This window comes from Mesorhizobium sp. B3-1-9 (assembly GCF_006439595.1).
Classification (GTDB): Bacteria; Pseudomonadota; Alphaproteobacteria; order Rhizobiales; family Rhizobiaceae; genus Mesorhizobium.
Map to the genome: position 1 here is coordinate 90,794 of NZ_VFTJ01000012.1, position 26,852 is coordinate 117,645.

The 26,852-nt window shown below is 65.3% G+C and carries 28 protein-coding genes; 10 read left to right on the top strand and 18 right to left on the bottom strand.

Annotated features, from left to right (window positions below; all coding sequences use genetic code 11):
* Window positions 1-102: 102 nt before the first annotated feature.
* Window positions 103-2,733, top strand: a complete 2,631-nt coding sequence (locus FJW07_RS20930; RefSeq protein ID WP_140858600.1) for a TIGR02302 family protein — start codon at window positions 103-105, stop codon at window positions 2,731-2,733.
* Between the two features lie 136 nt (window positions 2,734-2,869).
* On the opposite strand, the gene FJW07_RS20935 is transcribed toward FJW07_RS20930, so the two are convergent.
* Window positions 2,870-3,748 (bottom strand): LysR family transcriptional regulator, encoded by an 879-nt coding sequence (locus FJW07_RS20935; RefSeq protein ID WP_140645189.1) that lies wholly within the window; start codon window positions 3,746-3,748, stop codon window positions 2,870-2,872.
* A gap of 369 nt (window positions 3,749-4,117) precedes the next feature.
* Here FJW07_RS20935 and FJW07_RS20940 point away from each other — a divergent pair, with 369 nt between their 5' ends.
* Window positions 4,118-5,071: a DMT family transporter gene (locus tag FJW07_RS20940; RefSeq protein WP_140858602.1), complete on the top strand. Its 954-nt coding sequence runs from the start codon at window positions 4,118-4,120 to the stop codon at window positions 5,069-5,071.
* Here the strand turns inward: FJW07_RS20940 and FJW07_RS20945 are convergent.
* From FJW07_RS20945 to FJW07_RS20955, 3 genes are all read right to left on the bottom strand, one after another.
* Entirely contained in the window at window positions 5,054-5,425 is a 372-nt protein-coding gene (locus FJW07_RS20945) for a response regulator (protein ID WP_140704891.1), read from the bottom strand. The two genes, FJW07_RS20940 and FJW07_RS20945, sit on opposite strands and share 18 nt — an antisense overlap.
* A gap of 83 nt (window positions 5,426-5,508) precedes the next feature.
* Entirely contained in the window at window positions 5,509-6,051 is a 543-nt protein-coding gene (gene hpt / locus FJW07_RS20950) for a hypoxanthine phosphoribosyltransferase (protein ID WP_027167478.1), read from the bottom strand.
* Between the two features lie 259 nt (window positions 6,052-6,310).
* Window positions 6,311-6,940, bottom strand: a complete 630-nt coding sequence (locus FJW07_RS20955; protein WP_140858604.1) for a hypothetical protein — start codon at window positions 6,938-6,940, stop codon at window positions 6,311-6,313.
* A 180-nt stretch (window positions 6,941-7,120) separates the two neighbouring features.
* Between FJW07_RS20955 and ftsE the strand changes: the two genes are divergently transcribed.
* The 3 genes from ftsE to FJW07_RS20970 all read left to right on the top strand — a co-directional run bounded on the left by ftsE (window position 7,121) and on the right by FJW07_RS20970 (window position 9,651).
* Complete coding sequence (ftsE, locus tag FJW07_RS20960) at window positions 7,121-7,780, top strand: cell division ATP-binding protein FtsE (protein ID WP_027167480.1); 660 nt, start codon at window positions 7,121-7,123, stop codon at window positions 7,778-7,780.
* A complete protein-coding gene (locus FJW07_RS20965) occupies window positions 7,773-8,765 on the top strand; it encodes an ABC transporter permease (RefSeq protein WP_140858606.1) in 993 nt (330 codons plus the stop codon). Before ftsE ends, FJW07_RS20965 begins: the two co-directional genes overlap by 8 nt.
* Before the next feature lie 196 nt (window positions 8,766-8,961).
* Window positions 8,962-9,651, top strand: coding sequence for a YdcF family protein (locus tag FJW07_RS20970; protein WP_246680834.1), 690 nt, complete (start codon window positions 8,962-8,964; stop codon window positions 9,649-9,651).
* Here FJW07_RS20970 and FJW07_RS20975 read toward each other — a convergent pair.
* Window positions 9,648-10,268, bottom strand: a complete 621-nt coding sequence (locus FJW07_RS20975) for a pyridoxamine 5'-phosphate oxidase family protein (RefSeq protein WP_140858610.1) — start codon at window positions 10,266-10,268, stop codon at window positions 9,648-9,650. The genes FJW07_RS20970 and FJW07_RS20975 overlap by 4 nt on opposite strands.
* 101 nt (window positions 10,269-10,369) lie before the next feature.
* Between FJW07_RS20975 and FJW07_RS20980 the strand changes: the two genes are divergently transcribed.
* Both FJW07_RS20980 and FJW07_RS20985 read left to right on the top strand, forming a co-directional pair.
* Window positions 10,370-11,272, top strand: coding sequence for a LysR family transcriptional regulator (locus tag FJW07_RS20980; RefSeq protein ID WP_140858611.1), 903 nt, complete (start codon window positions 10,370-10,372; stop codon window positions 11,270-11,272).
* A gap of 81 nt (window positions 11,273-11,353) precedes the next feature.
* Window positions 11,354-12,148, top strand: a complete 795-nt coding sequence (locus FJW07_RS20985; RefSeq protein ID WP_140784021.1) for a 1-acyl-sn-glycerol-3-phosphate acyltransferase — start codon at window positions 11,354-11,356, stop codon at window positions 12,146-12,148.
* A 4-nt stretch (window positions 12,149-12,152) separates the two neighbouring features.
* Here FJW07_RS20985 and FJW07_RS20990 read toward each other — a convergent pair whose 3' ends face one another.
* From FJW07_RS20990 to FJW07_RS21000, 4 genes are all read right to left on the bottom strand, one after another.
* On the bottom strand, window positions 12,153-12,758 hold the full coding sequence (locus tag FJW07_RS20990) for a LysE family translocator (RefSeq protein ID WP_246680830.1): 606 nt from the start codon (window positions 12,756-12,758) through the stop codon (window positions 12,153-12,155).
* 79 nt (window positions 12,759-12,837) lie between these two features.
* A complete protein-coding gene (locus FJW07_RS20995; protein ID WP_140858613.1) occupies window positions 12,838-13,785 on the bottom strand; it encodes an aldo/keto reductase in 948 nt (315 codons plus the stop codon).
* A 79-nt stretch (window positions 13,786-13,864) separates the two neighbouring features.
* Window positions 13,865-14,029 carry a hypothetical protein gene (locus tag FJW07_RS31790; protein WP_181182169.1) on the bottom strand — a complete coding sequence of 55 codons (165 nt, stop codon included), beginning with the start codon at window positions 14,027-14,029 and terminating at the stop codon, window positions 13,865-13,867.
* Window positions 14,026-14,547, bottom strand: coding sequence for a gamma-glutamylcyclotransferase (locus tag FJW07_RS21000; protein ID WP_140784054.1), 522 nt, complete (start codon window positions 14,545-14,547; stop codon window positions 14,026-14,028). The genes FJW07_RS31790 and FJW07_RS21000 overlap by 4 nt, the downstream gene beginning before the upstream one ends.
* A 125-nt stretch (window positions 14,548-14,672) precedes the next feature.
* On the opposite strand from FJW07_RS21000, the gene FJW07_RS21005 reads away from it, so the two are divergent.
* A complete protein-coding gene (locus tag FJW07_RS21005; protein WP_140858615.1) occupies window positions 14,673-15,671 on the top strand; it encodes a DUF2125 domain-containing protein in 999 nt (332 codons plus the stop codon).
* Between the two features lie 7 nt (window positions 15,672-15,678).
* Window positions 15,679-16,623, top strand: coding sequence for a sugar kinase (locus tag FJW07_RS21010; protein WP_140858617.1), 945 nt, complete (start codon window positions 15,679-15,681; stop codon window positions 16,621-16,623).
* A 120-nt stretch (window positions 16,624-16,743) separates the two neighbouring features.
* Here the strand turns inward: FJW07_RS21010 and FJW07_RS21015 are convergent, their stop codons facing one another.
* From FJW07_RS21015 to FJW07_RS21055, 9 genes are all read right to left on the bottom strand, one after another.
* Window positions 16,744-17,679: a prephenate/arogenate dehydrogenase family protein gene (locus FJW07_RS21015; RefSeq protein WP_181182691.1), complete on the bottom strand. Its 936-nt coding sequence runs from the start codon at window positions 17,677-17,679 to the stop codon at window positions 16,744-16,746.
* Between the two features lie 6 nt (window positions 17,680-17,685).
* Complete coding sequence (hisC, locus tag FJW07_RS21020; protein WP_140658765.1) at window positions 17,686-18,789, bottom strand: histidinol-phosphate transaminase; 1,104 nt, start codon at window positions 18,787-18,789, stop codon at window positions 17,686-17,688.
* A gap of 140 nt (window positions 18,790-18,929) precedes the next feature.
* A complete protein-coding gene (locus FJW07_RS21025) occupies window positions 18,930-19,760 on the bottom strand; it encodes a 3-methyl-2-oxobutanoate hydroxymethyltransferase (protein ID WP_140858621.1) in 831 nt (276 codons plus the stop codon).
* A gap of 2 nt (window positions 19,761-19,762) precedes the next feature.
* Window positions 19,763-20,224: a D-ribose pyranase gene (gene rbsD, locus FJW07_RS21030; protein ID WP_140858623.1), complete on the bottom strand. Its 462-nt coding sequence runs from the start codon at window positions 20,222-20,224 to the stop codon at window positions 19,763-19,765.
* Window positions 20,221-21,171 carry a ribokinase gene (locus tag FJW07_RS21035; protein WP_246680831.1) on the bottom strand — a complete coding sequence of 317 codons (951 nt, stop codon included), beginning with the start codon at window positions 21,169-21,171 and terminating at the stop codon, window positions 20,221-20,223. The genes rbsD and FJW07_RS21035 overlap by 4 nt, the downstream gene beginning before the upstream one ends.
* A 13-nt stretch (window positions 21,172-21,184) precedes the next feature.
* On the bottom strand, window positions 21,185-22,702 hold the full coding sequence (locus FJW07_RS21040; RefSeq protein ID WP_140858625.1) for a sugar ABC transporter ATP-binding protein: 1,518 nt from the start codon (window positions 22,700-22,702) through the stop codon (window positions 21,185-21,187).
* 59 nt (window positions 22,703-22,761) lie between these two features.
* Window positions 22,762-23,730 (bottom strand): sugar ABC transporter substrate-binding protein, encoded by a 969-nt coding sequence (locus FJW07_RS21045; RefSeq protein WP_140858627.1) that lies wholly within the window; start codon window positions 23,728-23,730, stop codon window positions 22,762-22,764.
* Between the two features lie 90 nt (window positions 23,731-23,820).
* A complete protein-coding gene (locus FJW07_RS21050) occupies window positions 23,821-24,843 on the bottom strand; it encodes an ABC transporter permease (protein WP_140858629.1) in 1,023 nt (340 codons plus the stop codon).
* Between the two features lie 134 nt (window positions 24,844-24,977).
* Window positions 24,978-25,733, bottom strand: coding sequence for a phytanoyl-CoA dioxygenase family protein (locus tag FJW07_RS21055; RefSeq protein WP_226892106.1), 756 nt, complete (start codon window positions 25,731-25,733; stop codon window positions 24,978-24,980).
* A 188-nt stretch (window positions 25,734-25,921) separates the two neighbouring features.
* On the opposite strand from FJW07_RS21055, the gene FJW07_RS21060 reads away from it, so the two are divergent.
* Window positions 25,922-26,773 carry an AraC family transcriptional regulator gene (locus FJW07_RS21060; RefSeq protein ID WP_140858631.1) on the top strand — a complete coding sequence of 284 codons (852 nt, stop codon included), beginning with the start codon at window positions 25,922-25,924 and terminating at the stop codon, window positions 26,771-26,773.
* Window positions 26,774-26,852: the final 79 nt, after the last annotated feature.

Here is a 26,852-nt window from a genome sequence, read left to right on the forward strand (position 1 = left end):
CAAACCGCTTCACGTTTTTGGAACCCGCCTCGCCTTTGCCGTGTTTGCTGGTATCCTTCTGGTGATGACGTCCGGGCTATTGTGCCCGGGCAGGAAGGGCCGATGACCGAACGACCCATTTCCAGCGGCGAACGCGGCCGGGCCGGCGATGGACGCGGCCTGGCCGGGCGCTTGGCGCTCAGCCGGTTGGCGACGCGGGCCTCGATGACCTTCGAGCGCGCCTGGCCGCTCTTGCTGCCGCTGCTGGTCGTCGCCAGCCTGTTTTTCAGCTTTTCGTGGTTCGGCCTTTTCCCGCGCCTGCCGGACTCGGCGCGTATCGGCCTTCTGATCCTGTTCGCGCTGGCGGCGGTCGCGGCGCTCTATCCGCTGCGTTTCTTCCGCATGCCCTCGGCCGCCGAGGTCGACAGGCGCATCGAGGCGGCGAACGAATTGCTGCACAGCCCGGTGCAGGTGCAGACCGACCGGCCAAGCGGCGCCGACAGCATCTTTTCGCAGGCGCTGTGGCGCGAGCACCAGAAGCGCATGGCCGAGCGGCTTTCGAGCCTCGGCGCCGACCGGCCGCGCACCGGCGTGCCGGACTATGACCGCTGGGGCCTGCGCGCTGTGGCGGGGCTGCTGTTCGTCACGGCTTTGGCCTTCTCCTTCGGACCCTTTGGCGGCAGGATCAGCGACGCTTTTGTCGCCCGCGCCGCGCACGACGCCGTGCCGCCGCGCATCGACGCCTGGGTGACGCCGCCCGCCTATACCGGCAAGGCGCCGCTGTTCCTGACCGCCGATGCCAATCAGGCCGTCCAGACCTTTTCCGTTCCGCAAGGCAGCGACGTTTCGCTGCGCGTCACTGGCGGCTCGGGCGAGGAAACGCTGAGCTATGCCGATCAAGGCGGCAATGACCGCGCCATCGAGCCCGCGGCGCCCCCCGGAGCAGCCAAGGGGACTGCGCCCGCCGCCGCCAGCCAGACGGCGCCAAACGTGCGACAGTTCTCCGGCAAGCTGAACACCAACGGCACGCTGACGCTGAAATCCGGCGAGGGCGATCTCGGCCATTGGGCCTTTGCCGTCATTCCCGACAAGCCGCCGACGATCCGCTTCGTCGGCGAGCCGAAGCGCGCGGTCAACGGCGCCATCGAGCTGAACTACCAGATCGACGACGACTACGGCGCCGCCTCCGCCAAGGCCGTTTTCGAGCCGTCGAACCCGCCGGCCGCCAACGCCCATCCGCTCTACGGCGCGCCCGACATGCCGCTGACGCTGCCGCGCCGCGGCGGCAAGGCGAACGCGGCCAAGACGACCAAGGACCTGACCGAGCATGTCTGGGCCGGCACCAACATCAAGCTGACGCTGAGCGTCACCGACGATGCCGGCCACACCGCGACCAGCGAAACCAAGACAATGGTGATGCCGGAGCGGCCTTTCGCCAATCCGCTCGCCCGCGCGGTGATCGAGCAGCGCCGGCTGCTGGCGCTCGACACCAATGCCAAGCCGCGCGTCCTCGACCTGATGGACGCGATCACGCTGCGTCCCGAGGACACGTTCGACAACATGTCGAACTATCTCGCCATCATGAGCGCGAGGAGCCGGCTGAAGCTCTCCGAGAGCGACGACCAGCTGCGCAACGTCGTGTCCTATCTGTGGGAGATCGCGCTCGGCATCGAGGAAGGCAATCTGTCGGCCGCCGAGCGGCGGCTGCGCCAGGCGCAGCAGGCGTTGCAGGATGCCATCAAGAACGGCGCCAGCGATCAGGAGATCGAGAAGGCGATGAAGGAACTGCGCGAGGCGATGAACCAGTTCCTGCAGGAATTCGCCCAGCGCGCGCAACAGAACCCGAACGCGCCGCAGATGCAGCAGAACGGCCGCGAGCTGCGCCAGAGCGATATCGACCGCATGATGGACCAGATCGAGAATCTGGCCAAATCGGGCGATCGCGACAAGGCCCAGCAGCTTCTCTCCGAGCTGCAGGACATGATGAACAACCTGCAGGCCGGCCGCCAGCAGCAGGGCGGCGAGCAGGACAGCGAGCTGCGACAGCAGATGGACAAGCTCGGCGACATCATGCGCCGCCAGCAGGAAATGATGAACGACACCTTCCGGCTGGACCAGATGCAGCGCGGGCAGCGTGGCGAAGGCGGCGAGCAACAGCAGCTTGGCGAGGACGGCGAACAGGGCCAGTTCGACGACCAGCAGCAGCGGCCCGGCCCCGGCCAGGACCGCGATCCGCTCGGACGTCCGAAAATGTCGCCGAAGGATTTGGCCGATGCGCTGAAGCAGTTGCAGGAAGGCCAGGGCCAGCTGCAGAGCGAGCTCGACCAGCTGAAGAAGGGACTCGAGGGCATGGGCATGGAGCCCAATGAGGGCTTCGGCGAGGCCGGCAAATCGATGGGCAATGCCGAACAATCGCTGGGCCAAGGCGACGGCGACCAGGCCGTCGGCCACCAGGGCCGCGCGCTGGAAGCGCTGCGCCGTGGCGCCAAGGACATGATGAAACAGATGCAGGCCATGCAGGGCGATCAGGGCGGCAGCGAACAGGGCGGCCGCCAGCAGGACGCCGACCGCGATCCGCTGGGGCGGCCGCGCGCCACCAACGGCCCCGATGACGGCACCTCGGTCAAGGTTCCCGACGAGATCGACGTGCAGCGCGCGCGCCAGATCCTCGACGCGATCCGCAAGCGGCTTGGCAATGCGCTCAGCCCCGATATCGAGCGCAGCTATCTCGAGCGGCTGCTGGAGCTGAAGTAAGCTCGCTACGCCTTCCGGATTTCCGTCACCTACGCCGAAACTTGGATCCGTCACCCCGATCCTGCGCATGTTCGACATCGCCAAGGCGCGCGAATTCTATCGGCAAACCGCTCCAAACCGGACACAGTTGCAGAATTCAAAGACCGGCCGGTATCTGCCGGGTCAGCATGAAGGCCTCGCGGATCGCATTCTCCATGCCGTCGATCGCCTCGCCGGTCGCCAGCGGATTGCGGTGCAGGACCACGTTGGAGGAATCGATGTCGCCGAAGCCGTCGGCGACCGTCAGCTCGCGGCAATCGTCCGGGATGTTGCTGCGCGAGATCGGCGCGATCGCTAGGCCGGAAGTGACGGCGAGCGTCAGGCCGCCATTGGTGTCGCTCGTATAAGCGACCCGGTAGTCGAGGCCGCGCTGCTGCAGCGACTTGATGGCGAAGTCGCGGCACCAGCCGTTGCGGCTGTAAAGCGCGATCGGCACCGGCCGTTCCTCATGCATGTGGTGCAGCGTCGACGTCACCCACACCGTGGGGTCGTGCATCAGCACCTCGCCGCCGGAAGAGCCCTCCCATTCGAACACCACCGCGAGATCGAGCTCGCCAGCCGCGAGCGCCCTCACCTGCGAATCAGAATGCGCGTAGCGCACCGTGACCTCGACGCGCGGATGGCGCTTGGCGAATTCGCCGAGTGCCCGCGACAGGATCGACCGGCCATATTCGGCCGGGATGCCGATGCGCACCAGCCCGCCGAGCGGCGGCGCCACCAGCGAGGCGGCCGTCTCGTCGAGCAGCGAGACGATCCGCCGAGCGTTCGAGATCAATTCGCTGCCGCGGCGCGTCAACGCCACGCCGCGCGAGCCGCGCTCGAACAGATCGTCGCCGACCATGTCCTCCAGCTTCTTCATCTGCATCGACACGGCCGATTGCGTGCGCCCGGCTTTCTCCGCCGCGCGGGTGAAATTGCCGGTTTCGGCCACCGCCACGAAAGTGCGCAGGAGGTCGCTGTCGAGCACGGGCTTCATCGATTTCCGCCATAAGAAAATTTGATTGCTGGCATCATTCCAATTCGTTTGCAAGATGCCAAACGCCGCAGGATAGTCGCCATACCCATTGGATATGCGACCGCGAAATCGGCCGCGGACCAATCGAAGAGTCCTCACTCGTACCCGCTGCCTGAAAATGGTAGCGGGTTCTTTTTACGAGCATGATGCCGAAAAGTGGGAACCGGTTTTCGGACAAGATCATGCTCAAACGACAACAGTTGGAGCAGGATGACGGTCCAGCGAAGCGTCATCCTGCTCTACGAGCAATTCCAGGAAAAGAGCCCAGCGGTTTTCCGTCCGGAATTGTGTGAATTGAATAACCAACGGCTCGCGGGGGGGCCGACATTGATGCAGAACCGGATGGTGCTAGGCATTCTGAGCCTCTGCCTCGGCGTGCTGGTCTTTTCGCTGCAGGATCCGCTGGTGAAGGCGGTGTCGAGCGGCTATCCGGTGACCGAGGTGATGGCGATCCGCGCCATCGTCGCGCTGCCGATCCTGATCGTGCTCGTCCAGGCCGATGTCGGCCTGAAGGCGGTACTGTCGAAGCGCTTCGGCATGCTGACGCTGCGCGCCTTCATCCAGTTCTCGTCCTACACGGTCTATTATCTGGCGATCGCCGCCTTGCCGCTGGCCGACGCGGTGGCGCTCTATTTCATGGCGCCGCTGTTCATCATGGCGATGGCCGGCCCTTATCTCGGCGAGCGCGTCTCGTGGAAGACGCTGGCGACCGTGCTGATCGGCCTGGTCGGCGTGCTGGTGATGGTGCGTCCAGGCGCCGGCGTGTTCGACTGGGCGGCGCTGCTGTCGCTGGGCTCGGCCTTCCTCTACGGCTTTTCGCAGTTGATGGCGCGCCGCATCGGCGACACCGAATCATCGACAGTGATGGCCTTCTACCAGAATGGCGCCTACCTCAGCGGCGCCGTTGCCGTCGCGGCCGTCTTTCATCTCGCCGGCATCACCCACGCGGCGCATCCGAGCATCGAATTCCTCGTGCGGCCATGGGTGTGGCCGACGATGCCGGATTTCCTGAAGATGGCCGCCTGCGGCTTCGTCGCTTCCGCCGGCATGATCCTGCTGTCGCAGGCCTACCGCATGGCGCCGGCCAACCGCGTCGCCACGTTCGAATACACCGGCATTCTCTGGTCGCCGCTGTGGGGTTTCCTGTTCTTCGCCGAGGTGCCGCGCGAAACGACCGTGCTGGGCGCGGCGCTGATCATCGGCGCCGGCCTGCTTGCGCTCGGCGGCGGGCGTCGGCGAAGGGCCGCGCCGGCGGCCGGCGCGGTCTCAAGCGAAGCAGCTTAATGCCTTGCCGACACGGGCGCGGATCTCGGCAAGCGTGAACGGCTTTTGCACGACATCGAGGATGATGCCGTTGAGTTCCTCGGCGCGCTCGCGCTGATCGGCATAGCCGGTCATCAGCACGATCCTCATCGTCGGGAATTCCCTCGCGGCCGCAGTGGCCATCTCGATGCCGTCCATTTCCGGCATGCGGATGTCGGACACCACCAGATCGTAGCCGCCACGGGCCCGCCGGATCATGTCCAGGCCCTGCGCACCGTCGGTGGCAATGGTGACATTATGGCCGTCGCGCTCCAGGGCGCGGGCGGCGAGGGTGCGGACGGACTCATCGTCCTCGACGATCAGAAGCTTTGCCATGCCGAGATAGATGCCGCCGAAACGTTGACGTTTTCTGAAAATTCTAACGAACGGCGGCTTTTCGGAACGACTCCTGCGCCTCCTCAGGCGTCGCCCTTGACCACCCCGACAAACGGCAGTTCGCGGAAGGCATGGGCGACATCCATGCCGTAGCCGACGACGAAATAGTCCGGGCAGTCGAAGCCGACATAGTCGGCGTTGAGCGAGGTCTGGCGGCGCATGCGCTTGTCGAGCAGCACGGCAATGGCGCAGCTCTTGGCGCCGCGCGAAAGCATCAGGTCGCGGGTGAAGGAAAGCGTCTTGCCGGATTCCAGTATGTCGTCGATCAACAGCACATCGCGGCCGGCGACCTCATTGTCGATGTCGCGCAGCACCCTGACCTCGCCGCTCGTGGTGCCGGCGCCGTAGCTGGAAATGAAGATGAACTCGACTTCCGGCGACAGGCCGACATCATGCATGGCGCGGATGAGATCGGCGGCGAAGACGAACGAGCCCTTGAGGATCGAGATCACCAGCAGGTCGTGATAGTCGCGCCCGGCGATTTCCTTGGCGAGCTCGAGATTGCGGCGCGCGATCGCCGACGCCGAAAACAGGACCTCAATGTCCTTGCCACGCACAACTGGCATAGTTTTTCCTTCAAAAATCGGCGTACGTGAGCACCGGCCTACGCCGGCCGTAGCCTCAATTTAACTGCTACGCCACTCCTAATGCATGTCGCGCAAAAGTGACCTCGGTTTTGCGACAACGACATGCATCAAGCAACGACCTAAAGCGCGTCGCGTGAATCCGTTTCGACACGACGCGCTTTAAGTGCTTCGGCCGGCGAAGGCCGGAAGCGCAGGAAGCCGCTATTTGCAGGCCGGCCTCACCTGAATATCGACCCGTCTAGCCTGCGAAGATGACTGCGACGGTTCTTACGCCGTCTTTAGGCACATCGAAGCGGCTGGAAAAGCCGAATCTTTCGCCGGGCGCCAGCGAGCGGTTGGATGTCCCCAGCCTGTAGCGGATGATGTTGGAATTGTTGTCGGTGACGCGGATTTCGAGCGGCGGCAGCGTTTGCGACCTCGTCCCGTCATTGGCCGCCTCGCCATCCACGAACAGCACCGGCTTCAAGCCCGATTCATCGATGCGCGACGTTACGCCGGAAATGGTGAGCGCGCTCGCCGGCGCCGCGGCCGCCCAAAAGGGGCTCTGCCGGACCAGCGCATGACCGCCCGACACCCAGAAGGAGATCAGCGCTATGCCGACGCCGGCAATCCAGAACATCGGGCCGCCGCGCGAGGATCGCGACGGCGCCGCCTCCGGTTTGCGCAGCATGCCCATGCCTTCGATCGGCGGCGTCGGAGGGATCTGCGGCGGGGGCGCCGACGGCGTCGCGGCAAATCGCGGCAGCACCACATAATCGGCATCGACGATATCGGCTGCATCGAACATGACGCGCTCCGGCGCGGCATTTGTTGCCGTGCCGGTCATGATTTCGCCGGAAACAGGGCGCGCGGTTCTCTCGTCAGCCATTACGGCACCAGTGCAGTCTTCGTTTCTTTTGCGTAAACGGAATTGGTTAACGCTTCCCCACCGGAATGGCTTTGATGCGCGCTGAACGTTGCAAAATTAACCGCCGGTTAACCATGCCGGTCGATGGTCTGTTAAAGTAGATTGTGGCGCGTCGCCGCCGAAAGTTTCAGGTCGCCGAACGTGATCCGCTTCGAAAATGTCGGCCTCCGCTATGGCATGGGTCCGGAGATCCTCCGCGACATCTCCCTGCACATTCCGGAGCGCTCCTTTCAGTTCCTGAGCGGCCCCTCGGGTGCCGGCAAGACGACCTTGCTGCGCCTTTTGTTCATGTCGCTGAAGCCGACGCGCGGCCTGATCACCATCTTCGGCAAGGACCGCTCGCGCATCTCGCGCGGCGAACTGCCGCTGCTGCGCCGCCGCATCGGCGTGGTGTTCCAGGATTTCCGCCTGCTCGACCACATGACCACCTACGAGAATGTCGCGCTGCCGTTGCGCGTGCGCGGGCGCGAGGAAGCGAGCTATCGCACCGACGTGACCGAGCTTCTGAAATGGGTCGGCCTCGGCGACCGCATGCATGTCCTGCCGCCGGTGCTTTCGGGCGGCGAGAAGCAGCGCGCCGCGATTGCCCGGGCCTTGATCGAGCAGCCGGAGATCCTGCTTGCCGACGAGCCTACCGGCAATGTCGATCCGCCGCTGGCGCGCCGGCTGCTCAGGCTGTTCATCGAGCTCAACCGGCTGGGCACAGCCGTGGTCATCGCCACCCACGACCTCGGCCTGATGGAGCAGGTCGATGCGCGCCGCATGATCCTGGCCGGCGGAAGGCTGGACGTCTATGACTGACTTTCCGGCCGATCACCTGCAGGATGAAGCCGACGCCGAGGCGCCGGTGACGGTCCGGCGTGTGCAGCGCAAGACGGCGCCGATCGTGCCGGCGCAGAACATCGCCGGGCGGGCACTGGTGCTGGTCATCGCCATCATGACCTTCCTGTCCTGCCTCACCTTCGGCGCGGTGACGCTGGTGCGCGATACCGCCTCCGTCTGGGAGAACCAGATCTCGCGCGAGGCGACGATCCAGATCAAGCCGGCCGACGGCCTCGACATGGAGGCGGCCCTTGCGCAGGCCTCGCAGATCGCCGGCGAGTTCCCCGGCGTGAAGGGCACCAAGATCATCGACCGCGAGGCGACCGCGCGCCTTCTGGAGCCATGGCTGGGCAGCGGCCTCAACATCGACGAACTGCCGGTCCCGCGCCTTATCATCGTCACCATCGACGAGGCCAGCCCGCCGGACTTTGCCGCCATGCGCGCCGCCATCACACCCAAGATCCCAACCGCCGCGCTCGACGATCACCGCACCTGGGTCGACCGCCTGGTCGCCATGGCGCACACGACGGTGACGATCGGCATCGCCGTGCTGGTGCTGATGCTGTCGGCGACCGTGCTGACGGTGGTGTTCGCCACACGCGGCGCCATGGCCGGCAATGGCCATATCATCGAGGTGCTGCATTTCGTCGGCGCCGAGGCGCGCTTCATCGCGCGCGAATTCCGTTGGCACTTCCTGGTCACCGGCATGAAGGGCGCGGCTGCCGGTGGCGCCCTGGCGATCGCCGTCTTCATCGTCTTTTCCTGGTGGTCGTCGCGCAACATGGCCACGCCCCAGGCCGACCAGGCGACCGCTTTGTTCGGCAATTTCGCCATCGGTTCCGCCGGCTATTTCGGCGTCGGCCTGATGGTGCTGGTGATCGGCGCGCTGACCGCGGCGACCTCGCACGCGACCGTCGTCACCTATCTCAGCGACATCGACGTTCGCCAACCGGATGCGGGCTGACCCATGAGCTCAAACCGAAAACCGGCGCAAAGCGTTGTATACAAACAGGACAACGATCACAGATGAGACACTTGCCGTAACGCAATGTGCGCCGTCTTACCTATCAAAGGCCGCATTTCGGAGTTAACCATGGGATGCTTTCGGGATTAACCTGGGGATGATGGAAGCGCGGGAGTCGATCGGGACAACTGGACGGATGCCGGTGGTGCATGCACGCGCCGCTGCTTCCGCCACGCCCGGCCGTTTGAGGTTTGCCCTGCGTGTCTGCGGTTTCATCGTTCTCGCCGCGCTGGTGCTTTTTGCCGGCGGATTCGGCTGGTTCGCCGACAAGGTCAGCCACATGACCACCCCGCTCAACCCGGCCAGGGCCGACGCCATCATCGTGCTCACCGGCGGTCAGTCGCGGCTCGACGCGGCGATGGATCTGCTGGCCTCCGGCAAGGGCGAACGCCTGCTGATCAGCGGCGTCCATCCATCGGCCACCAAGCGCCAGCTGCAGGCGGCAATGGGCGGCGACAAGCAGCTCTTCTCCTGCTGCGTCGATATCGACCGCGCTGCGCTCGACACTATCGGCAATGCCGAGGAAAGCGCCAAATGGGTGGAGAACCACGCCTATGGCAGCATCATCATCGTGACCAACAATTACCACATGCCGCGCAGCCTGCTCGAAATGGGCCGGCTGCTGCATGGCGCGCGCCTCGAGCCCTACCCGGTGGTCAACACCAATCTCGGCAATGGCGGCTGGCTGACCAAGCCGGAGGCCCTGCGGGTGCTGCTGACCGAATACAGCAAATATGTGCTGTCGCTGGCGCGCGGCTTCCTGCCGCTCCGCGCGGCGCCCGAGGGCGTCACGCTGGCGGAAGCATCGACTGTGGTGAAGAACTAAACCTTAGCCGCCGCATTATCGCGCAGGCGCGCAATCTCCTGCTCCAGGCTTGCGATGCGCTGGTCGCGCTCGGCCAGCGCCGCCGCGACATCCGCCGCCTCGAAGCGCTGCGGGATGTGCTGCGGGCAATTGGCGTCCCAGGCCGTGACCGTGAACAGGATCGCCTGCTCCGGCCGCGCCTTGTAATCCGGCGGCATCAGCCTCGCCGTCAGCTCCGGGTCATTTTCGACGACACCCGCCCTGCCCCAGATCTTGATGCGCTGCCTGAGCATGTAGTCGATCAGGAACAGGAAAGCCTGGTCGTTGTCCTCGAGGTTGCCCTGGGTGATGAACTGCCGGTTGCCGGAAAAGTCGGCAAAGCCGATCCTGTGCTCGTCGAGCACCTTGAGGAAGCCGGCAGGCCCGCCGCGATGCTGGATGTAGGGCTGGCCTTTGGCGTTTGCCGTCGCCAGGAACACGCTGGTCTGCGCTTCGATGAAGGCGGCGAGGTCGGCAGTGATCGTCGCCCGCCAGCCGCCGCGCTGCTCGACGCGCGCATAGGAGTCGCGCGACCCTTTGCGGGACTGGATGGCCTTGACGGTCGGCGTGAAGGCGACGTCGCTGGTGAATTCATTCATGCTGGCGCTCCTCGGACAGGATCGCACATCAATTAGCCACTTTCGAAAATCGGATGTAGAGGGCATATTCGCAATCTATATTTCCAGATTTCGGAAGAATAATGGATCGCCTCGACGCCATGTCCCTGTTCGTCACCACGGTTGAGGCCGGCAGCCTGTCCGCCGCGGCGCGCCGCGCCGGAGTGCCGCTGCCGACCGTCAGCCGCAAGCTCTCCGAACTGGAGAAGCACTTAGGGACGCGCCTGCTCAACCGCTCGACGCGGCGGCTGACGCTGACCGATCCCGGCCAGTCCTATCTCATCGCCTGCCGCCGCATTCTCGACGAGGTGAGCGAGGCCGAGCGCTCTGCTGCCGGCGAATACCTCAATCCAACCGGTGAGTTGGCCATCACCGCGCCGGTCGTCTTCGGCCGCTTGCATGTGCTGCCGGTAATCACTGGCTTTCTAGCCATCTATCCGCAAGTGGACGTCCGCCTGACCTTGTCGGACCGGATCACACAACTGGCCGAGGAGCATATCGATCTGGCGGTGCGCATCAGCGAGCTGCCGGATTCGGCCATGGTTGCAATCCGCATCGGCTCGATCCGCCGCATCGTCTGCGCAAGCCCCACCTATCTCGCCCTACATGGCACGCCGGAGAAACCATCAGAGCTCGCGGGCCACAACTGCGTCACCTTCGAAGGTCTCTCCGCGCCCGCGACCTGGACTTTCGGCACGGGCAAGACGGAGATCGTGGTGCCGGTCCGCTCGCCGCTGCAGGTCAACACCGCGGAAGCAGCCCTCGATGCCGCGATTGCAGGCTTGGGCCTGACTAGGGTTCTGTCCTACCAGGCCGACGCTGCCGTGCGCGCCGGCGCGCTGCGGGTGGTGCTGGAGCCGTTCGAGCCGCCGCCCTGGCCAGTCAGCCTCGTTCATGCCGGCCAGGGCCGGCTGCCGGTGAAGCTGCGCGCCTTCCTCGATTTTGCGGCACCGCGCCTGAAGGAGCGGCTGGCTAGGTCACTCTAGCGGCATTCATTCGACATGGTGGCGTTTCCTTTTTGCCGCCGCTTGGTGTAACCAACGCACACTTCCTCACGGGCCCCTTGCATGCTCATCATCCGCTCGCTGGCGTTCAACCTCGTCTTCTATCTCAACCTGATCGTCCAGATGATCTTCTGGACGCCCTATTATTTCCTGTCGCCGCGCCACCGCGCCTGGTTCGTGCCGAAATTCTGGTCGCGCACCTCGATGTGGCTCTATGACAAGATAGCCGCGACCAAGAGTGAGATCACGGGTGTCGAGAACCTGCCCGAAGGCTCCTTCATCCTGGCGCCGAAGCACCAGTCCTTCTGGGACGCGATCGCCTTCTTCCCCCATCTCGACGACGCCCTCTACATCCTGAAGCGCGAGCTGACCTGGATCCCCTTCTTCGGCTGGTACATCATGAAGATGCGCATGATCCCGGTCGATCGGGGCAGCCGCTCGAAGGCGCTGAAGGCGGTCGTTGCCGCCACCAGGCAGGAAATGGATCGCAATCCGCGCCAGCTCATCATCTACCCCGAAGGCACGCGCCGCCCGCCGGGCGCCGAGCCGTCCTACAAATACGGCATTGTCGAGATCTATTCGCAACTGGGCGTGCCGGTGGTGCCGGTCGCCCATGTCGCCGGCCTCTACTGGCCGCGCCGCAAGTTCCTGCGCTATCCCGGCACCATCAAGGCCCGCTTCTTGCCGCCGATCCCGCCCGGTCTCGGCAAGGACGAATTCATGCAGCGGCTGATCGGCGAGACCGAAGCCGCCTGCGATCAGATGCTCGTCGAGGCGGCGCAGGCGCCGAACCCGCCGCCCATGCCGCCGACGGCGCTGAAGCGGCTGGCGGAGCTCGGCGCGACCGCGAAGACCTGATCGGCTACCGCAACGCCGCCAGCGCAGTCGTCAGCACGAGCGTGGCGGCAAACGCCAGATTGATGATCCGCGAGGCCAGCGGATGGCGCAGGAAGCGCGCGAAAGCCGTTCCGGCAAGCAGCCAGGCCACATGGATCGCGACGATCATCGCGGCAAGCACCATTAGCCTGGTGGAAACGCCGAGCGTATCGGCCCGCGACGCTGCGCCGGCGAACACGGCGCGGATCGCCACATAGGCTTTCGGGTTGGCGATGGCGAGCATGAAGCCGCCGAGAAAATCAGGTTTCGTCGCCATGCTGCCGCGCTCGGCCAATGGCGGCGCGGTCGCGATCTTGAAAGCGAGATAAAGGATGTAGGCCGCCGAGGCGGTCGCCAGCACCGGCGCCAGAACCGGCAGCGAGGTCAGCATGCCGAAAATCCCGGCCGCCACCGCCAGAAGCACGGCGATCGTGCCGAGCGCCACGCCAGAGGTGTAACGCAGGGAAGGACGCAGGCCGAACGCCGCGCCAATGGCGGTGACGCTGATCGTCGCCGGTCCCGGACTGCCCATCACGACCGTCGCGGCCACGATAAGCGCCAGCACTTGCTGCCAGGGCTGCGCTTCGCCCAAGATGCCGTACCTCCTCCTGCCGCAATGCGACAGGATTTACGAGGGATCGTCATGGCCGTCTTGGACGATCGTGCGAATGCTATGAGCTGGCGCGGTCCAGCGCCCCGATATCGTCGGCTGAAAGCTTGAGCGACGCGGCGCGGATCAGGCTGTCCATCTGGGCGGGCGTCGTGGCGCTGGCGATCGGCGCGGTGACGCCCGGTCGCGCGATGATCCAGGCCAGCGCCACTTCCGCCTGCTTGGCCGAATGGCGCTCGGCCACGGCATCGAGGGCGGAAAGGATGCGCATGCCGCGCTCGTTGAGGTAGCCGGCAACGCCCTCGCCGCGCGCGCTTTTCCCGAGATCGGCCTTGTCGCGGTATTTGCCGCTCAAAAATCCTTTGGCCAGGCCGAAATAGGTGATGACGCCGATATCCTCGGCCTTGCAGAGGTCGAGCAGCGGTCCGTCGAGCGACGAGCGGTCGTACAAATTGTATTCAGGCTGCAGCACCTCGTAGCGCGGCAGGCTGCGCAGGCTGGCGACGTCGAGCGCCGCGCGCAACTGCCCGGCATCGAGATTGGAACAGCCGGCATAGCGGATCTTGCCCTTTTCGAGCAGGCGCTGATAGGCGCCGAGCGTTTCCTCGTAAGGCGTCGCCGGATCCGGCCAATGCGACAGATAGAGGTCGATGACATCGACCTGAAGCCGCTTCAGCGAAGCGTCGACCGCCTTTTCGATATAGGCGGCGGAGAGGTCCTTCTTGCCTTGCCCCATGTCGGAGCCGACCTTGGTGATGACGACGACATGATCGCGGTTGCCGCGGCTTTTCATCCAGTTGCCGATGATGGTTTCCGATTCGCCGCCCTTGTTGCCCGGAACCCAGCGCGAATAGGCATCGGCCGTATCGACGGCATTCAGGCCGGCGCCCACGAACCGGTCGAGCAGGTCGAAGGAGGTCTTCTCGTCGGCGGTCCAGCCGAAGACGTTGCCGCCCAGGACCAGCGGCGCGATGGAAAGGTCGGTGCGACCGAGACGGCGTTTCTGCAAGACTGATCTCCGTGATGCTGGAAAGGGCTTGATGCCTGGGGATGGGGTTGCCGCTAAGCTAGGTCGTGCCCGGCGGAGGTCAAAGGCATGGTTTTGCTTTTTGATCGGACCAGGGCAATTCCAGCAAAAGTGCGCAGCGGTTGGGCTCGGCGGTTTTGCCGTAGCCTTGCGCCCGGAATTGCGTAAAAACAAAGAGATAGAGCCCATTGAAGGCGAAATTATTTTCGCCGGAAATGCTCTTCACGAAGGCGCGATCCGGCGGCCCACCTCCTCCAGCCAGTGATCGCGGATGCCGAGCGCCTTGAGATGCTCGAGCGTGCTCAAGACATAGTCCTCGTTCCGGCCGGACTGGCCGACGGCGCCGCGAACGACCTCTGCGGCGTGATCGGCATCGAGCCCGCCGGCATATTGCTCATGCTGCCGGTCGACGGTGTAGGCGACCGCCTCGACCGAACCGCCGCCATCCAGCCGGACATCGAGCATGCGTTCGAGATAGACGCTGGTCACCAGCTCACGTTCGCGCAGGTAGGAAAGCACCTCGTCGCGCAAATTGCCGGGAACACGGTATGCCAGGCCGATGCAGGAGCCGCCCCGGTCGAGGCCGAGCACCAGGCCCGGCCGGGTGCGTGTGCCGCGATGCACGAAGGAATAGACGCAAAGCGAGCGGCGATAGCCGTAAAGCCGGGCGCGGCGCGTCTCGACATGGGCAAATCCGGGCCGCCAGATCAGCGACCCATAGCCAAAAACCCAAAAATCGCCCATATCGCCAAGCCTGATCGTATTCGAGTGAACGACACCGCACCGCCAAGGTGCTTCTTCTGTCCCCCGCTTGTTTGCGTGAGAGTGAATGCCCGCTCGCTGGATGAGGGGTTAACGAGAGCCGCAGCATGACGTCAAGTGACGAGCGATCGCCCAAACCTCGCCGCCGGCTGTTCTGGCTTGCCGCGTTCATCCTCGTGCTGTTCGCCATTTACAGCGGCGGCTGGTTCTATCTCGCCGACAGGCTCAAGGCCGAGGCCGACCAGGCGGTGGCGAGGCTCGGCAGCAATGGGATCGCCGCCGGTTGCGCCAACCTCGCCGTCAGCGGCTATCCGATGAGCTTCACGGTTTCCTGCGACAACCTCGCCTATGAGGACGACGCCCGGAAGGTCGCCGCCTCCACCGGAAGCTTCAATGCCGTCGCCGGGATCACCGGACCCTTGTCGCCGGTCGCCGATCTGCGCGGGCCGCTGCGGACGATGGCGCCCGGCATGCCGCCGCTCTGGATCGACTGGGACCAGTTGCAGGCAAAGGTGAAAGTGTGGTGGCCGCTGCCAAGGAGCGTTTCGCTGCAGGCTGAAGGCCTCAACGGTCAGACCGATCCGCAGGACGACACAGACCCGATGCAGTTGTTCAGCGCCGGCAAAGCGGCCGGCCAGTTGCAGCCGGCCGGCCAGGACATCAACTATGTCGGCAGCTTCGGCGATCTGGAGATCAATGCGGATGCCATCGACGGACGCGTGCTGCCGGCGTTGGACGGCAGTGGCGACGTAATGCTGAAGAACGGCGTGGCGCTGATCGCCGCGCCGCCGAAAAGCCTGCGCGGCCAGTCGATCGACATCGCCAAGCTCGACCTGTCGTCGGGAACCGCGCGCATCACCGTGTCCGGGCCGGTCTCCGTCGACGCGGAAGGCCTGATCGACGCAAGCCTGACGATCAAGCTCAAGGACCCCAAGGCGGTGGCGGCCATCCTTGGCGGTGCCATGCCGGAGCACAAAAGCGAAATCGACCAGGGCTTTGCCGCCATTGCCATGCTTGGCAAGGAACCGTCCTTGCCGCTCAAGATCGTCAAGGGCAAGGCCTCGCTGGGCTTCATCCCGCTTGGCAAGATCAAGCCGTTAGAGTAGCGCAGCGATGGCGCGGCCGGTCAGACTGCTCAGCGTCGGCGCCTTCACCCTCGACACGATCCTTCGCGTCGAGGCGCTGCCCGCGCATCAAGGCAAGTTCATCGCCAGCGACGGTGTCCAGATCGCCTCCGGCATGGCGACGAGCGCCGCCTGCGCAGCGCGGCGCCTCGGCGCCGAGGTCTCGCTATGGGCTAGCGCGGGCGACGATCCGGTCGGCGACCAGTTGATCGCCGACATAGAGGCCGAACACGTCGACTGCAGCCTCATCCGCCGCGTCGCCGGCGCGCGGTCGGCGCTGGCCGCGATCCTGGTGGATGCGCATGGCGAGCGTGTCATCGTGCCCTTCTACGACAAAAAGGCGCAAGCCGATCCGGAGGCGCTGCCGCTCGCCGACCTTTCCGCCTTCGACGCCGTGCTGGTTGATGTCCGCTGGCCGGGCGCCGCGGCGCTTGCTCTGAGCGCGGCCAGATCGATCGGCCGCCCGGCGATCCTGGATGCCGACACCGCGCCCGTCGAGGTGCTGGAGCGGCTGCTGCCCTTGGCCTCGCACATCGTCGCCTCGGAGCCGGCGGCGCGCATCGTCTGCGGCCACGCGCTCGACCCCGAAAGCGCCTGCGCCGACCTTGCCTCGCGCACCGATGCCTTCGTCGCGGTGACCTGCGGCGCGGCAGGCACATGGTGGCATGACCGGGCGACCGGGCGCGTGCGCCATGTCGAGGCGCCGAAGGTCAAGGCTGTCGACACGCTCGCCGCCGGCGACGTCTTCCATGGCGCCTTCGCCGTCGGCCTCGCCGAGGCCATGCCCATGGAAGAGGCCCTGCGCTTCGCCAGCGCCGCCGCCGCGCTCAAATGCCTGCGCTTCGGCGGCCGCCTCGGCGCGCCGGATCGGGCCGAGACGCTGGCCATGATGGCGGCGCACTGGCCGCCAGCCCGAGAAGGCAAAGGGAGCTGAGATTCAGGTCAGGCCGAGTCGAAAATGGTGGGTCCCGAGAACCGAAGCGGAGCGTACTTGAAGTACGTGAGCACCGGAAGCGCAGGGAGCTGCCATTTGCAGGCCGGCCTCACCTGAACATCAGTTCCCTTTGGGATGCTCGACGGCCTGCCGACCGAAGTCCGGCACATCGATGTCTTGTCCGGCCTCGATGATCGAGCGGCGGACGGCGCGGGTGCGGGTGAAGAGATCGAAGAGCTTTTCGCCGTCGCCCCAGCGGATCGCCCGCTGCAGCGACGCCAGATCCTCCGAGAAACGCGCCAGCATCTCCAGAATGGCATCCTTGTTATGCAGGCAAACATCGCGCCACATGGTGGGATCGGAGGCTGCAAGACGCGTGAAGTCGCGAAAGCCGGAGGCGGAATATTTGATGACTTCGCTCTTGGTCACCGCTTCCAAATCGTCCGCCGTGCCGACGATGTTGTAGGCGATGATATGCGGCAGATGCGAAACGATCGCGAGCGTCATGTCGTGGTGCTGCGGGTCCATCGTGTCGATGTTGGAGCCACAGCGCCGCCAGAATTCCGAAAGCTTCTCGAGCGCCGCGGGATCGGTGCCCGGCAGCGGCGTGAAGATGCACCAGCGGTTCTCGAAGAGATCGGCGAAGCCGGCATCGGGTCCGGACTTTTCCGTGCCGGCCAGCGGATGGCCGGGGATGAAGTGCACGCCTTCCGGCACATGCGGCTGCATTTGCGCAATGACCGAGGCCTTGGTCGAGCCGACATCGGTAAGGATGGCGCCTTTCTTCAGCGCCGGCGCGATCTCGGCCGCGACCTCGCCGGACGAGCCGACCGGCACCGAGACGACGACGAGGTCGGCGTCACGCACCGCTTCGCTGGCATCCGTCGTGTAGGAATCGCCAAGACTTAGCTCCTCGGCGCGCTTCAGCGTCGATGCGCTGCGCGTCGCGATGGCGATATGGCGCGCCAGGCCCTCGCGGCGGATGACGCGGGCGAGCGACGAGCCGATCAGGCCGATGCCGACCAGCGCTATTTTCTCGAACATCGGTGATGCCATGGTGTTCTAGCTTTTCAGGAAGGTCTTGAGCGCGTCGATGACGCCGCGATTGGCCTCTTCTGTGCCGATGCTCATGCGCAGCGCATTGGGAAAGCCGTAGCCGGTCACGCGGCGCAGGATGTAACCGCGCGCACTGAGATAATCGTCCGCCGCCGCCGCCGAATGCTTCTTGCCGTCGGGAAAATGGATCAGCACGAAATTGCCGACGCTGGGCGTGACGCGCAGGCCGAGCCCGGTCAGCTCCGCGCTGAGCCAGGCCAGCCATTTCTCGTTATGCGTCGCGCTGCGCTCGATATGGGCGCGGTCGCGGATCGCGGCGATGCCGGCCTCGATCGCGGTGGCATTGACGTTGAACGGGCCGCGGATGCGGTTGATTGCATCGACGATATGCGCCGGGCCGTACATCCAGCCGATGCGCGCGCCGCCAAGACCGAGCTTGGAGAAGGTGCGGGTCATCACCACGTTCTCGGAGCTGCCCGCCAGCTCGATGCCGGCTTCATAGTCGTTGCGCCGCACATATTCGGCATAGGCCGCGTCGAGCACCAGCAGCACATCCTTCGGCAATGCCGCGTGCAGCCGGCGCACTTCCTGGAACGGCACATAGGTGCCGGTCGGATTGTTCGGATTGGCGAGGAACACGATCCGCGTGGCCGGCGTCACCGCGGCCAAAATCGCATCGATGTCGGCGCGCTCGTCGGTTTCCTTGACCGCCACCGGCTTGGCGCCCGCCGCCTGGATGTAGATCTTGTAGACCATGAAGGCGTGCTCGGTGAACACGGCCTCGTCGCCCGGCGCGAGATAGGTCTGCGCCAGGAGCCCGAGGATCTCGTCGGAGCCGTTGGAGCAGATGATGTTTGCCGGGTTCAGCCCATGCACCTCGGCGATCGCCTCGCGCAGCCGGCGGGCGGTGCCATCGGGATAGACGTCGAGCTTCGCCGCCACTTCGCGCGCGGCCTCGATCGCCTTCGGCGAGGGCCCGAGCGGATTTTCGTTCGACGACAGCTTGTAGACTTTCGTCACGCCGGCGGGCGCGGTGCTTTTTCCCGGCACATAGGCCTCGATGTCCATGATGCCCGCGCGGGGCGTCGGACGGGGCTGATCCTGCTTCATGTCGCAAATCCATCGAGAAGGCCTTCAAGGCCGCAGCGGAAATACAGGCCACGGGCTGGAATGTCGAGTGCCGGCGCCTGGTGCATGCGGACCGCCCGCGAGGATCAGGCCTTGAAATCACACCGCGTCTCAGGAGCCAGTCATGACTTCGTCGAATCGACGAGGGCGCGGAACCCCTCCAACTCCTCTTCGGCTATGGCCGCGATCTCGGCCTTGCCGGGGTAGCTGCCGCCGTCGACCTCCTTGCGGAAGGCGCTGAGCGCGTCGATCCGGGCGTCGCGTACCTGCTGGTGCAATGCGGCCAGCTTGCCCCAGGCCCGCGCGTGGCGAGGGAGACGGGTCGACTCACCGCAGATGTCCGACGTGAACAGGAAGATGACGTCCGGCTCGGCGCCCGAGCCGAGCGACACGGTCACCAGCGAAGTGCGGCGGTGGATTTCCGCCATCAACGCCGCCGGTATGATCTCGCACTCGACCGCGAAGGCGCCGGCATCCTCCAGTCGCCGGAACTGGTCCCAGAGCTCGACCGCCTCGGCCGCAGTCTTGCCGACCGCCCGGATGCCGCCGACCCAGGTCGATTTGCGCGGCACGAAACCGAGATGGCCCATGACCGGTATCCGTTCATTGGCCAGCATGCGGACCGTGTCGAAGCCGCGTCCGGTGATGACGGCGTCCGCGCCGGAGGTGATTGCCGAAAAAGCGGTGCGCAGGATCTCGTCGCCGGTCACCGCGTCGGCGAAGCCGAGCGCGGCCGTTACGAAGACGCGGCGCGACCCCTCGCGGACGCGGGCCACATTGGCCGCCCGGCAGACGACCATCTCGATGCCGGCCGCCTCGGCCGCGGCGGCCTCGTCCGCCGTCTCGGCGGTCACCTGGGCGACGCGCCCGCCGGCCTGCCGCAATGCGCGCAGGCCGGCCACCGTGATGCTCCGCTCGACCTCGCGGCCGCCGAAATCGAAGATCTTCGGCACGCTCAGCCCTTGAGTTTCTTGGCGTAGTAGTCGGGCGCGACAACGCCGGGCTTGGAGAACCAGGCCGGAACGTCGACACCGGAATAGAGCAGGATGTTGCCCCAGGGGTCGAAGGCGCCGGTGCGCACGATCACCTTGGCCTTGGCGGCCATCTCGCCGAGAATGGCCTCGTGCTTGACGGTTTCATGGTCGGCGTCCGGGAACAGGCGCTTCACCTTCGCGAGCAGCGGTGCGTTGTGCACGGGCAGCGTGTCGGCATAGGCGACGCGTTCGGCGATCAGGTTGGCCGCGATTGGCGTCAGCACGGTCTCGAGATCGGGAACGTCGGGCGCGATGGCGAGGTCGATGCGCCATGCGCTCGACGGAATGGGAAAACCCGCGTCGCAGACGATCATCAGGTCGCCATGCCCCATGGAGGCGATGGCGTGAGCGAGTTCGGCGTTAAGCAGTCGGTTGCGGTTCACGGTTGTTCCTTCCATACGGTTTTCATGGCTTCGGCATAAAGCGCGTCGGCCTGGGCGCGCTGGGGCAGGCCGGGAATGACGCCGAGCCTGGTGCAGGCGATCGCGCCGCAGGCGACGCCGAAACGCACGGCCTCGACGATGTCGCGGCCTTCGGCAAGCGCCATGGCGAAGCCCGAATTGAAGGCATCGCCCGCGCCGGTCGTGTCGGTGACCTCCACCGGCACCGCCGGCACCATGACGTCGATCTCGTCGGTCAGGATCAACGCGCCGCTGCGGCCGAGTGTGACGACGACGTTGCGCACGCCGCGCCGCCGCAATTCCCGAGCGAGTTCGCGCGAGGACCTTGGGTCGTCGGCGGGCAGGCCGAGCAGGATGCGCAGTTCGCTTTCATTCGGAGTGAGGTAATCGACCCAGGCGAAGATCGTGTCCGGCAGCTGGCGCGCCGGCGCCGGGTTTAGGATCGTCCTTGCGCCATGCTTGCGGCCAAGCTCCATCGCCCGCGTGGCGGCGGCCGTCGGCACCTCCAGTACGGTCATGACGACATCGCTCTCGGCGATGCGTGCCTCGGCCGTGTCGACCGTGGCCGCGTCCATCAACTCGTTGGCGCCCATGTCGAGGATGATGAAGTTCTCGCCCTTGTCGTTGAGGATGATGAAGCCGACGCCGGTCGCCCGCTCCGTCCGCGTGCTCACAAGGCCGGTGTCGACGCCTTCGATTGCATAGAGGTCGGTGGCGATGCTGGCGAGCTTGTCGGTGCCGAGGATGGCGAGCAGCGACGACGACGCGCCCAGACGCGCCGTTGCGACGGCCTGGTTGGACCCCTTGCCGCCCGGACCCATGTCGAAATCGGTGCCGAGCATGGTTTCGCCGAAAATGGGCAGCTTGGGCGCCCGCATGGTCAGCCCGACCGCGAAGCTGCCGACGATGGTTATCTTTGGCTTGGTCATCCGCATTCCCGTCTCACGATGTCATGGCGCATGCGAGGATCGCCGTCTCGGTGATAGCCTGGCCGGTGAGTTCGCCCGACAGGCGGCCGTCGCGCAGCACAAGCACTCGTTCGGCATTCATGATCAACTCCGGTATCTCCGAAGAGATCATGACGATCGCCATGCCTTCGCCGGCGATGCCGCGCAGGATCGAGTAGATTTCCGCCTTGGCGCCGACATCGATGCCGCGTGTCGGCTCGTGCAGCACCAGCACGCGCGGATTGGTGACGAGGCTGCGGCCGAGGATGATCTTCTGCTGGTTGCCGCCCGAAAGCGTTCCCAGTTTCTGGCCGAGATGTGAAATCCGCGCATCGAGCCGCGCGACCTGGGCGCGGGCCTCGCGTTTCACCGCGCCGCGCCGCACGAAGCCGGCTAGCGAAAAGCGCGGCAGCGAGGCGGAGACGACATTGTCGGCCACGCTCATCTGCAGAAGGCCGCCGGAACCGCGCCGGTCGGCCGGAACGAAGGACATGCCGAGGCGGATCGCGGCAAGTGGATCGGCGCCGCGCAGTTCCTTGCCGTCGACGGTGACCTTGCCGCGCCGGGCGCAGAGCCCGAAAAGCGCGTCGCCAAGTCCGTCCTTGCCGGAATCGGGAAGTCCGCCGATGCCGAGGATCTCGCCGGCGCGCACGCTGAAGCTGACGTCCTCCAGTCCCGCCGCCTCGAGCTTCTCGACCGCCAGCACGGTGTCCTCGTCTTCAGGCCTGGGTTCGACCTGAAGCGACCATTGCATGGCGGCGTCGAGGTCGCGGCCGACCATGGCCCGGATGAGCTGGTCCTCCGACAGGCCCTCATTGTCCATCGTCACGATCGTGCGGCCATCGCGCATCACCGTGACGCGGTCGGCGATATCCAGCACCTCGCGCAGATGGTGCGATACGTAGATGATGGTCACGCCCTCGGCGCGGAGCTGCCTGACGACCTCGAACAGCCTTTCGCTTTCGCGTTTGGAAAGCGCCGAATTCGGCTCGTCGAGCACGAGCACGCGGGCATTCTGGCGGATGGCGCCGGCGATTTCGACCAATTGCATCTCGGCGACCGAGAGGCGGCCGACCTTGGTGTCGGGGTCGAGGCCGCCCATGCCGAGCCGGGTGAGCGCATCGCGCGCCTCCCGCCGCATCATATCGCGCGGCAGCAACGAAACGGCAGAGCGCGCCGCCATGTCCGACATCATGATGTTTTCGGCCACGCTCATCGTCGGGCAGAGCGCCAACTCCTGATAGACGACAGTGATGCCGTGGGCGCGGCTATCGAGCGGGGAGGAAAGTTTCACTTCCCTGCCCTCGACCAGAAGCTTGCCACCATCGGGGCGCAGGTCCCCGGCTAGGATGTTCATCAGCGTCGACTTGCCGGCGCCGTTCTCGCCGATCACGGCGTGAACCTCGCCGGCCCGGAAGCCGACGGAAATACGGTCAAGCGCGAGCACACCGGGAAACCGCTTGGTTACGCCGGCGATCTCGACGATGTTTGCGAGGGAGGGGGCGGCCGTCATCGAGCTGGCTCGACGGGCCGGCGGAACCTGCGGCCCGCCGGCCCGTCACGCTGGCATTGTTACTTCTTGGCCACCTCGGCAATGTTCTCCTTGGTGTAGACGCCGACGCCGGTGTCGAGGTTCTCGATCGTCTGGCCCTTGAGGAACTGGACGAGGAGGTCGACCGCGGCAAAGCCTTGCTTTTCCGGAGCCTGGTCGATCGTGGCCTGCACGTCGCCGCTCTGCACGAGCTGCACGGTCTGGTCGAGCAGGTCGAAGCCGACCACCTTCACCTTGTCGGCCGCCTTGTTGCGCTCGACCCAGGTGCCGGCGGCGGGCGTGGAGCAACACTCCAGCGACAGGACGCCGGAGATCGAGGGGTTCGCCAGCATGGCGTTCTCGATCGCCGAATAGATCTTCTGCGGATCGGTGCCGGTGTTCAGCGTGCTGACCACCTCTAAGCCGGGCTCGGCCTTCAGCGCCTCGCGCGCGCCTTTTTCACGGTCGAGCGACCACTGGGCGGCGGCGTCGATAGTGGTGATCATCACCTTGCCCTTGCCGCCGAGGACCTTGGCCATCAGTTTGCCGGCCTCACGGCCCGACTGCACGAGATCCTGCCCGGCGAAAGCTAGGCGCTTGCTTTCGGGATTGTCGGTGTTGAACGTGACGACCGGGATACCGGCGGCGATCACCTTGTCGATCAGCGGCGCCAGCGCGTCGGTCGACACCGATGAAATCGCCAGGCCGTCCATCTTGCCCATCAGCGTCTCGATCTCGCTGATCTGGCCGTCGGCATCGGCGCCGACCGGGCCGATGAACTGCGCGCTGACCTTGTCCTCGGTCGCCGCCCGCTGCACGCCGGCCTTCATGAACGGCGCGAATTCGTTCGAGACGTCATGGTAGGAAACGTAGATGTCGAGCGGCTGGCCTGCGGCGATCTTGGCCTTGATGCGATCGGCGAGCGAGAAATCGGCAAGCTTGGCCTCGGCATGCGCGAGCGTGGGCAGCAGGCTGAGCGCCGCCGCGAGAATGACGTGTCTGATTTTCATGGATAGTCCTCCCTTTTTTGTTTGGCTTGATTGCCCTCAGAGCATGATGCCGAAAAGTGTGCAGCGGTTTTCGGACGACATCATGCCGTTCTAGGCCGCGCGGCGCGTTGTCCATTTGTCGATGCCGACGGCGATGATGATGACGAGGCCGATCATGAGCTCCTGCACGAAGGGCGACACGCCCATCAGCACAAGGCCGTTGCGCATCACGCCGATGATCAGCACGCCGAGTATGGTTCCAAGGATGGTGCCTTCGCCGCCCGACAGCGAGGCGCCGCCGACGATGGTCGCGGCGATGACGTCGAGCTCCAGCCCGAGGCCGGTGCGGCCGGCCTGCCCGCTGGGCAGGAAGGCGAGGCTGAGGATGCCGGCGAAGGCGGCGAGCAGCCCCATCAGCACGAAAGCCCAGATCTTCACGGTGTTGACGGAAATGCCCGACACGCGCGCCGCTTTGGCGCTGCCGCCCACGGCATACACCCGGAAGCCGAAGTTCGAATAGGAAAGCACCAGCCATGCCAGCACGGCGATGACGGCGAAGAACACGAGCTGCATCGGAATGACGCTGAACAGATAGCCCTGGCCCATGAAGTTGAAGGTGTCGAGAACGTCGGGAAGCGCGCCGTTGCGCGCGTTGACGGTGACGGGCTGGCCGTTGGTCAGGATGAGCGCGGCGCCGCGGACGATGCTGAGCATGCCGAGCGTGGCGATGAGCGAGGGCAGGCGGCCGTAGGTGGACAGGATACCGTTGATGACGCCGATGACGGCGCCGGCGAAGAGACCGACCCCGAGCGCCGGCAACAACCCCCAGCCAGCGACGATCAGCATGCCGGTGGCAAGCCCGGCAAAGGCGTAGGTCGATCCGACGGACAGATCCACCTCGCCGGAGATCAGCACGAACGTCATGCCGACCGCCATGATCCCGAGCAGCGAAACCTGTCGGCCTATGTTCAAGAGGTTCAGCGACGTGAGGAAGGTGTCGGTCGCGAAGGTCAGGAACAAGCAGATCACGACCAGCGCGATGAACACGCCAGCCTCACGGACCCGCAAGAGTCGCGACAATTCAAACCGGCCTGCGGCTGCCGCGCGCGCGCCGCTCCTGACCGTATCGGCCATCCCATTCCTCCCTCGACGGCGGCGCGACGGCTGCAGCCGTCCGTCGCTGTTCTTCATCTCCCCATCGATCCGCGGCCTGGGCCCAAGCCCGGTTCGATGTCCTCAAGGCCGGGCTTCTGCCCGGTCGTGCCTGCTCATGAAGCCTGCTGGAAAGAACCGGCAGGCACCTTGCGCAATTGTTCGTAGTTGCCGTATTCGCGCACCTTCTTGAAGGGCGCGTTCTCGACCGCGTTGTAGGAGCAGATATAGCCCCAGCGATACGTGTCCGAGCGGTTCGCGTCCGAACGGTGCAGCAGGTTGCCGTCGAAGACCAGGGCGTCGCCCGCCTCCATCTCGACATAGATGTGCTCGAAGCGCTTCAGGGCAGCTTCCAGGTGCTCATGCTCGACATTGGTCTGCTCGTTCTCGCGGATATGATTGAGGCGGCCGAGCTTGTGCGTGCCCTTGAGCACCTGAAGGCAGCCGTTTTCGCGGGTCGCCTTGTCGAGCGCGACGTAGATGCTCATCATTTCCGGTGCCAGGCAGCCGTAATTGTACCAGTAGCCGAAGTCCTGGTGCCATTCCCATGCGCCGCCTTCGTTGGGCTGCTTCATCGTCATCTTGTGGCTGTAGAGGTAGATCGGCTTGCCGACGGCGTCCTCGGCCAGATCGACCATGCGTTCGTCGCGGGCCAGCAGGCCGTATTTGTCGTCCTCGGCCTTGGTCCACATCTTCAGCAGCGTGGTCTTGCCCTCCTTGTCGCCCTTGGACATCACGCCGCCCTTGCTCTGCTCCTCCGCGAGTTGCTTGCGGGCGTGGTCGCGAAAGTTGGCGACTTCACCGGCGCCCAGCAGGCCACGGCGAATGATGTAGCCGTCGCGCGCGTAAAGCTCGGCTTCATGTCTGGTCATCGCGAGCATCGGTATTCTCCCTGGAACCCCAAAGCGTCCCGCGATGCGGCACGGGCGCCCCTGAACCTTTTTGAAGGCCTGGTTCCGATCCGTTTCCGGCCGGAAATCCCAGGCTCTTGAGGAGAATTTAGCCCCTCCGCCGCGGAACAAAATGGACAAAGGGAACGTATTTTTTGTATAAAACGCGCATGCACAAAAGAACGTCCGTAATTGAGAGTTTCCACTATGTGCCAGCCCCGGCCTGGACCCGCGCCGCGTTCAGCGTGCTGCGCGCCGGAAAAGTCGCCGCCGGACCGGATTACCGGATAGAACGCGCCGTCTATCCCGGACAGGACATCATCTACTGTCTTGCCGGCGCCGGCTATGTCGAAACGCTTGGGCAAAGGATAGACGTCGGGGCTGGTCAATTGGTCTGGATGGCGAACGAGGCTCCGCACGTCCATTCCGCCGATCCCCGGGATCCTTGGACAGTACTTTGGTTCAGGCTGGACGGCCCGGAGCCCGCCATCCTGCGGCGCAAGCTGTTCGGAGAGGGCACGCCGCGCGCCACCTTCGCCGAGGGAACAACTCCAGTCCCATGGTTCGAGCGCCTGTTTGCCGCGTTGCGCCGCCGCGACGCCAGCCTCGATCTGCGCCTTTCGCAACTGGTTGCCGAATTCCTGCTCCTGATCGATCGCGCGTTGGCACCGGATAGCGACGACCTGCCGAAACCGCTCGCTTCTGGTATCGAGGCGATGCGCGGGGCGCTCGGTTTCGCATGGACCGCGTCGGCCCTGTCGGCCGTCACCGGGCTCGGGCCGTCGCAGACCCGGCGGATGTTTCAGCGCTATCTTCGCACCAGCCCGCATCAGTGGCTGATGCGCGAGCGGTTGATGCACGCGCAGTCGCTGCTCGTGCAGGACGACCAGCCGATCGCCGAGATTGCCGAGACATGCGGCTTTTGCGACGTCTATCATTTCGGCCGCGAATTCAGGCGATCCGTTGGCATTTCGCCTTCGGCCTGGCGGCGCAGCGAACTAGGTGTTGCGTCGAAGCGCTGAACAGATTCCGCGAAGGCGTCACACGGCTTTCCGGCAAGAAACTGCGACAAGACAAGGCAGGCCATGTGTTGGCTTGGCA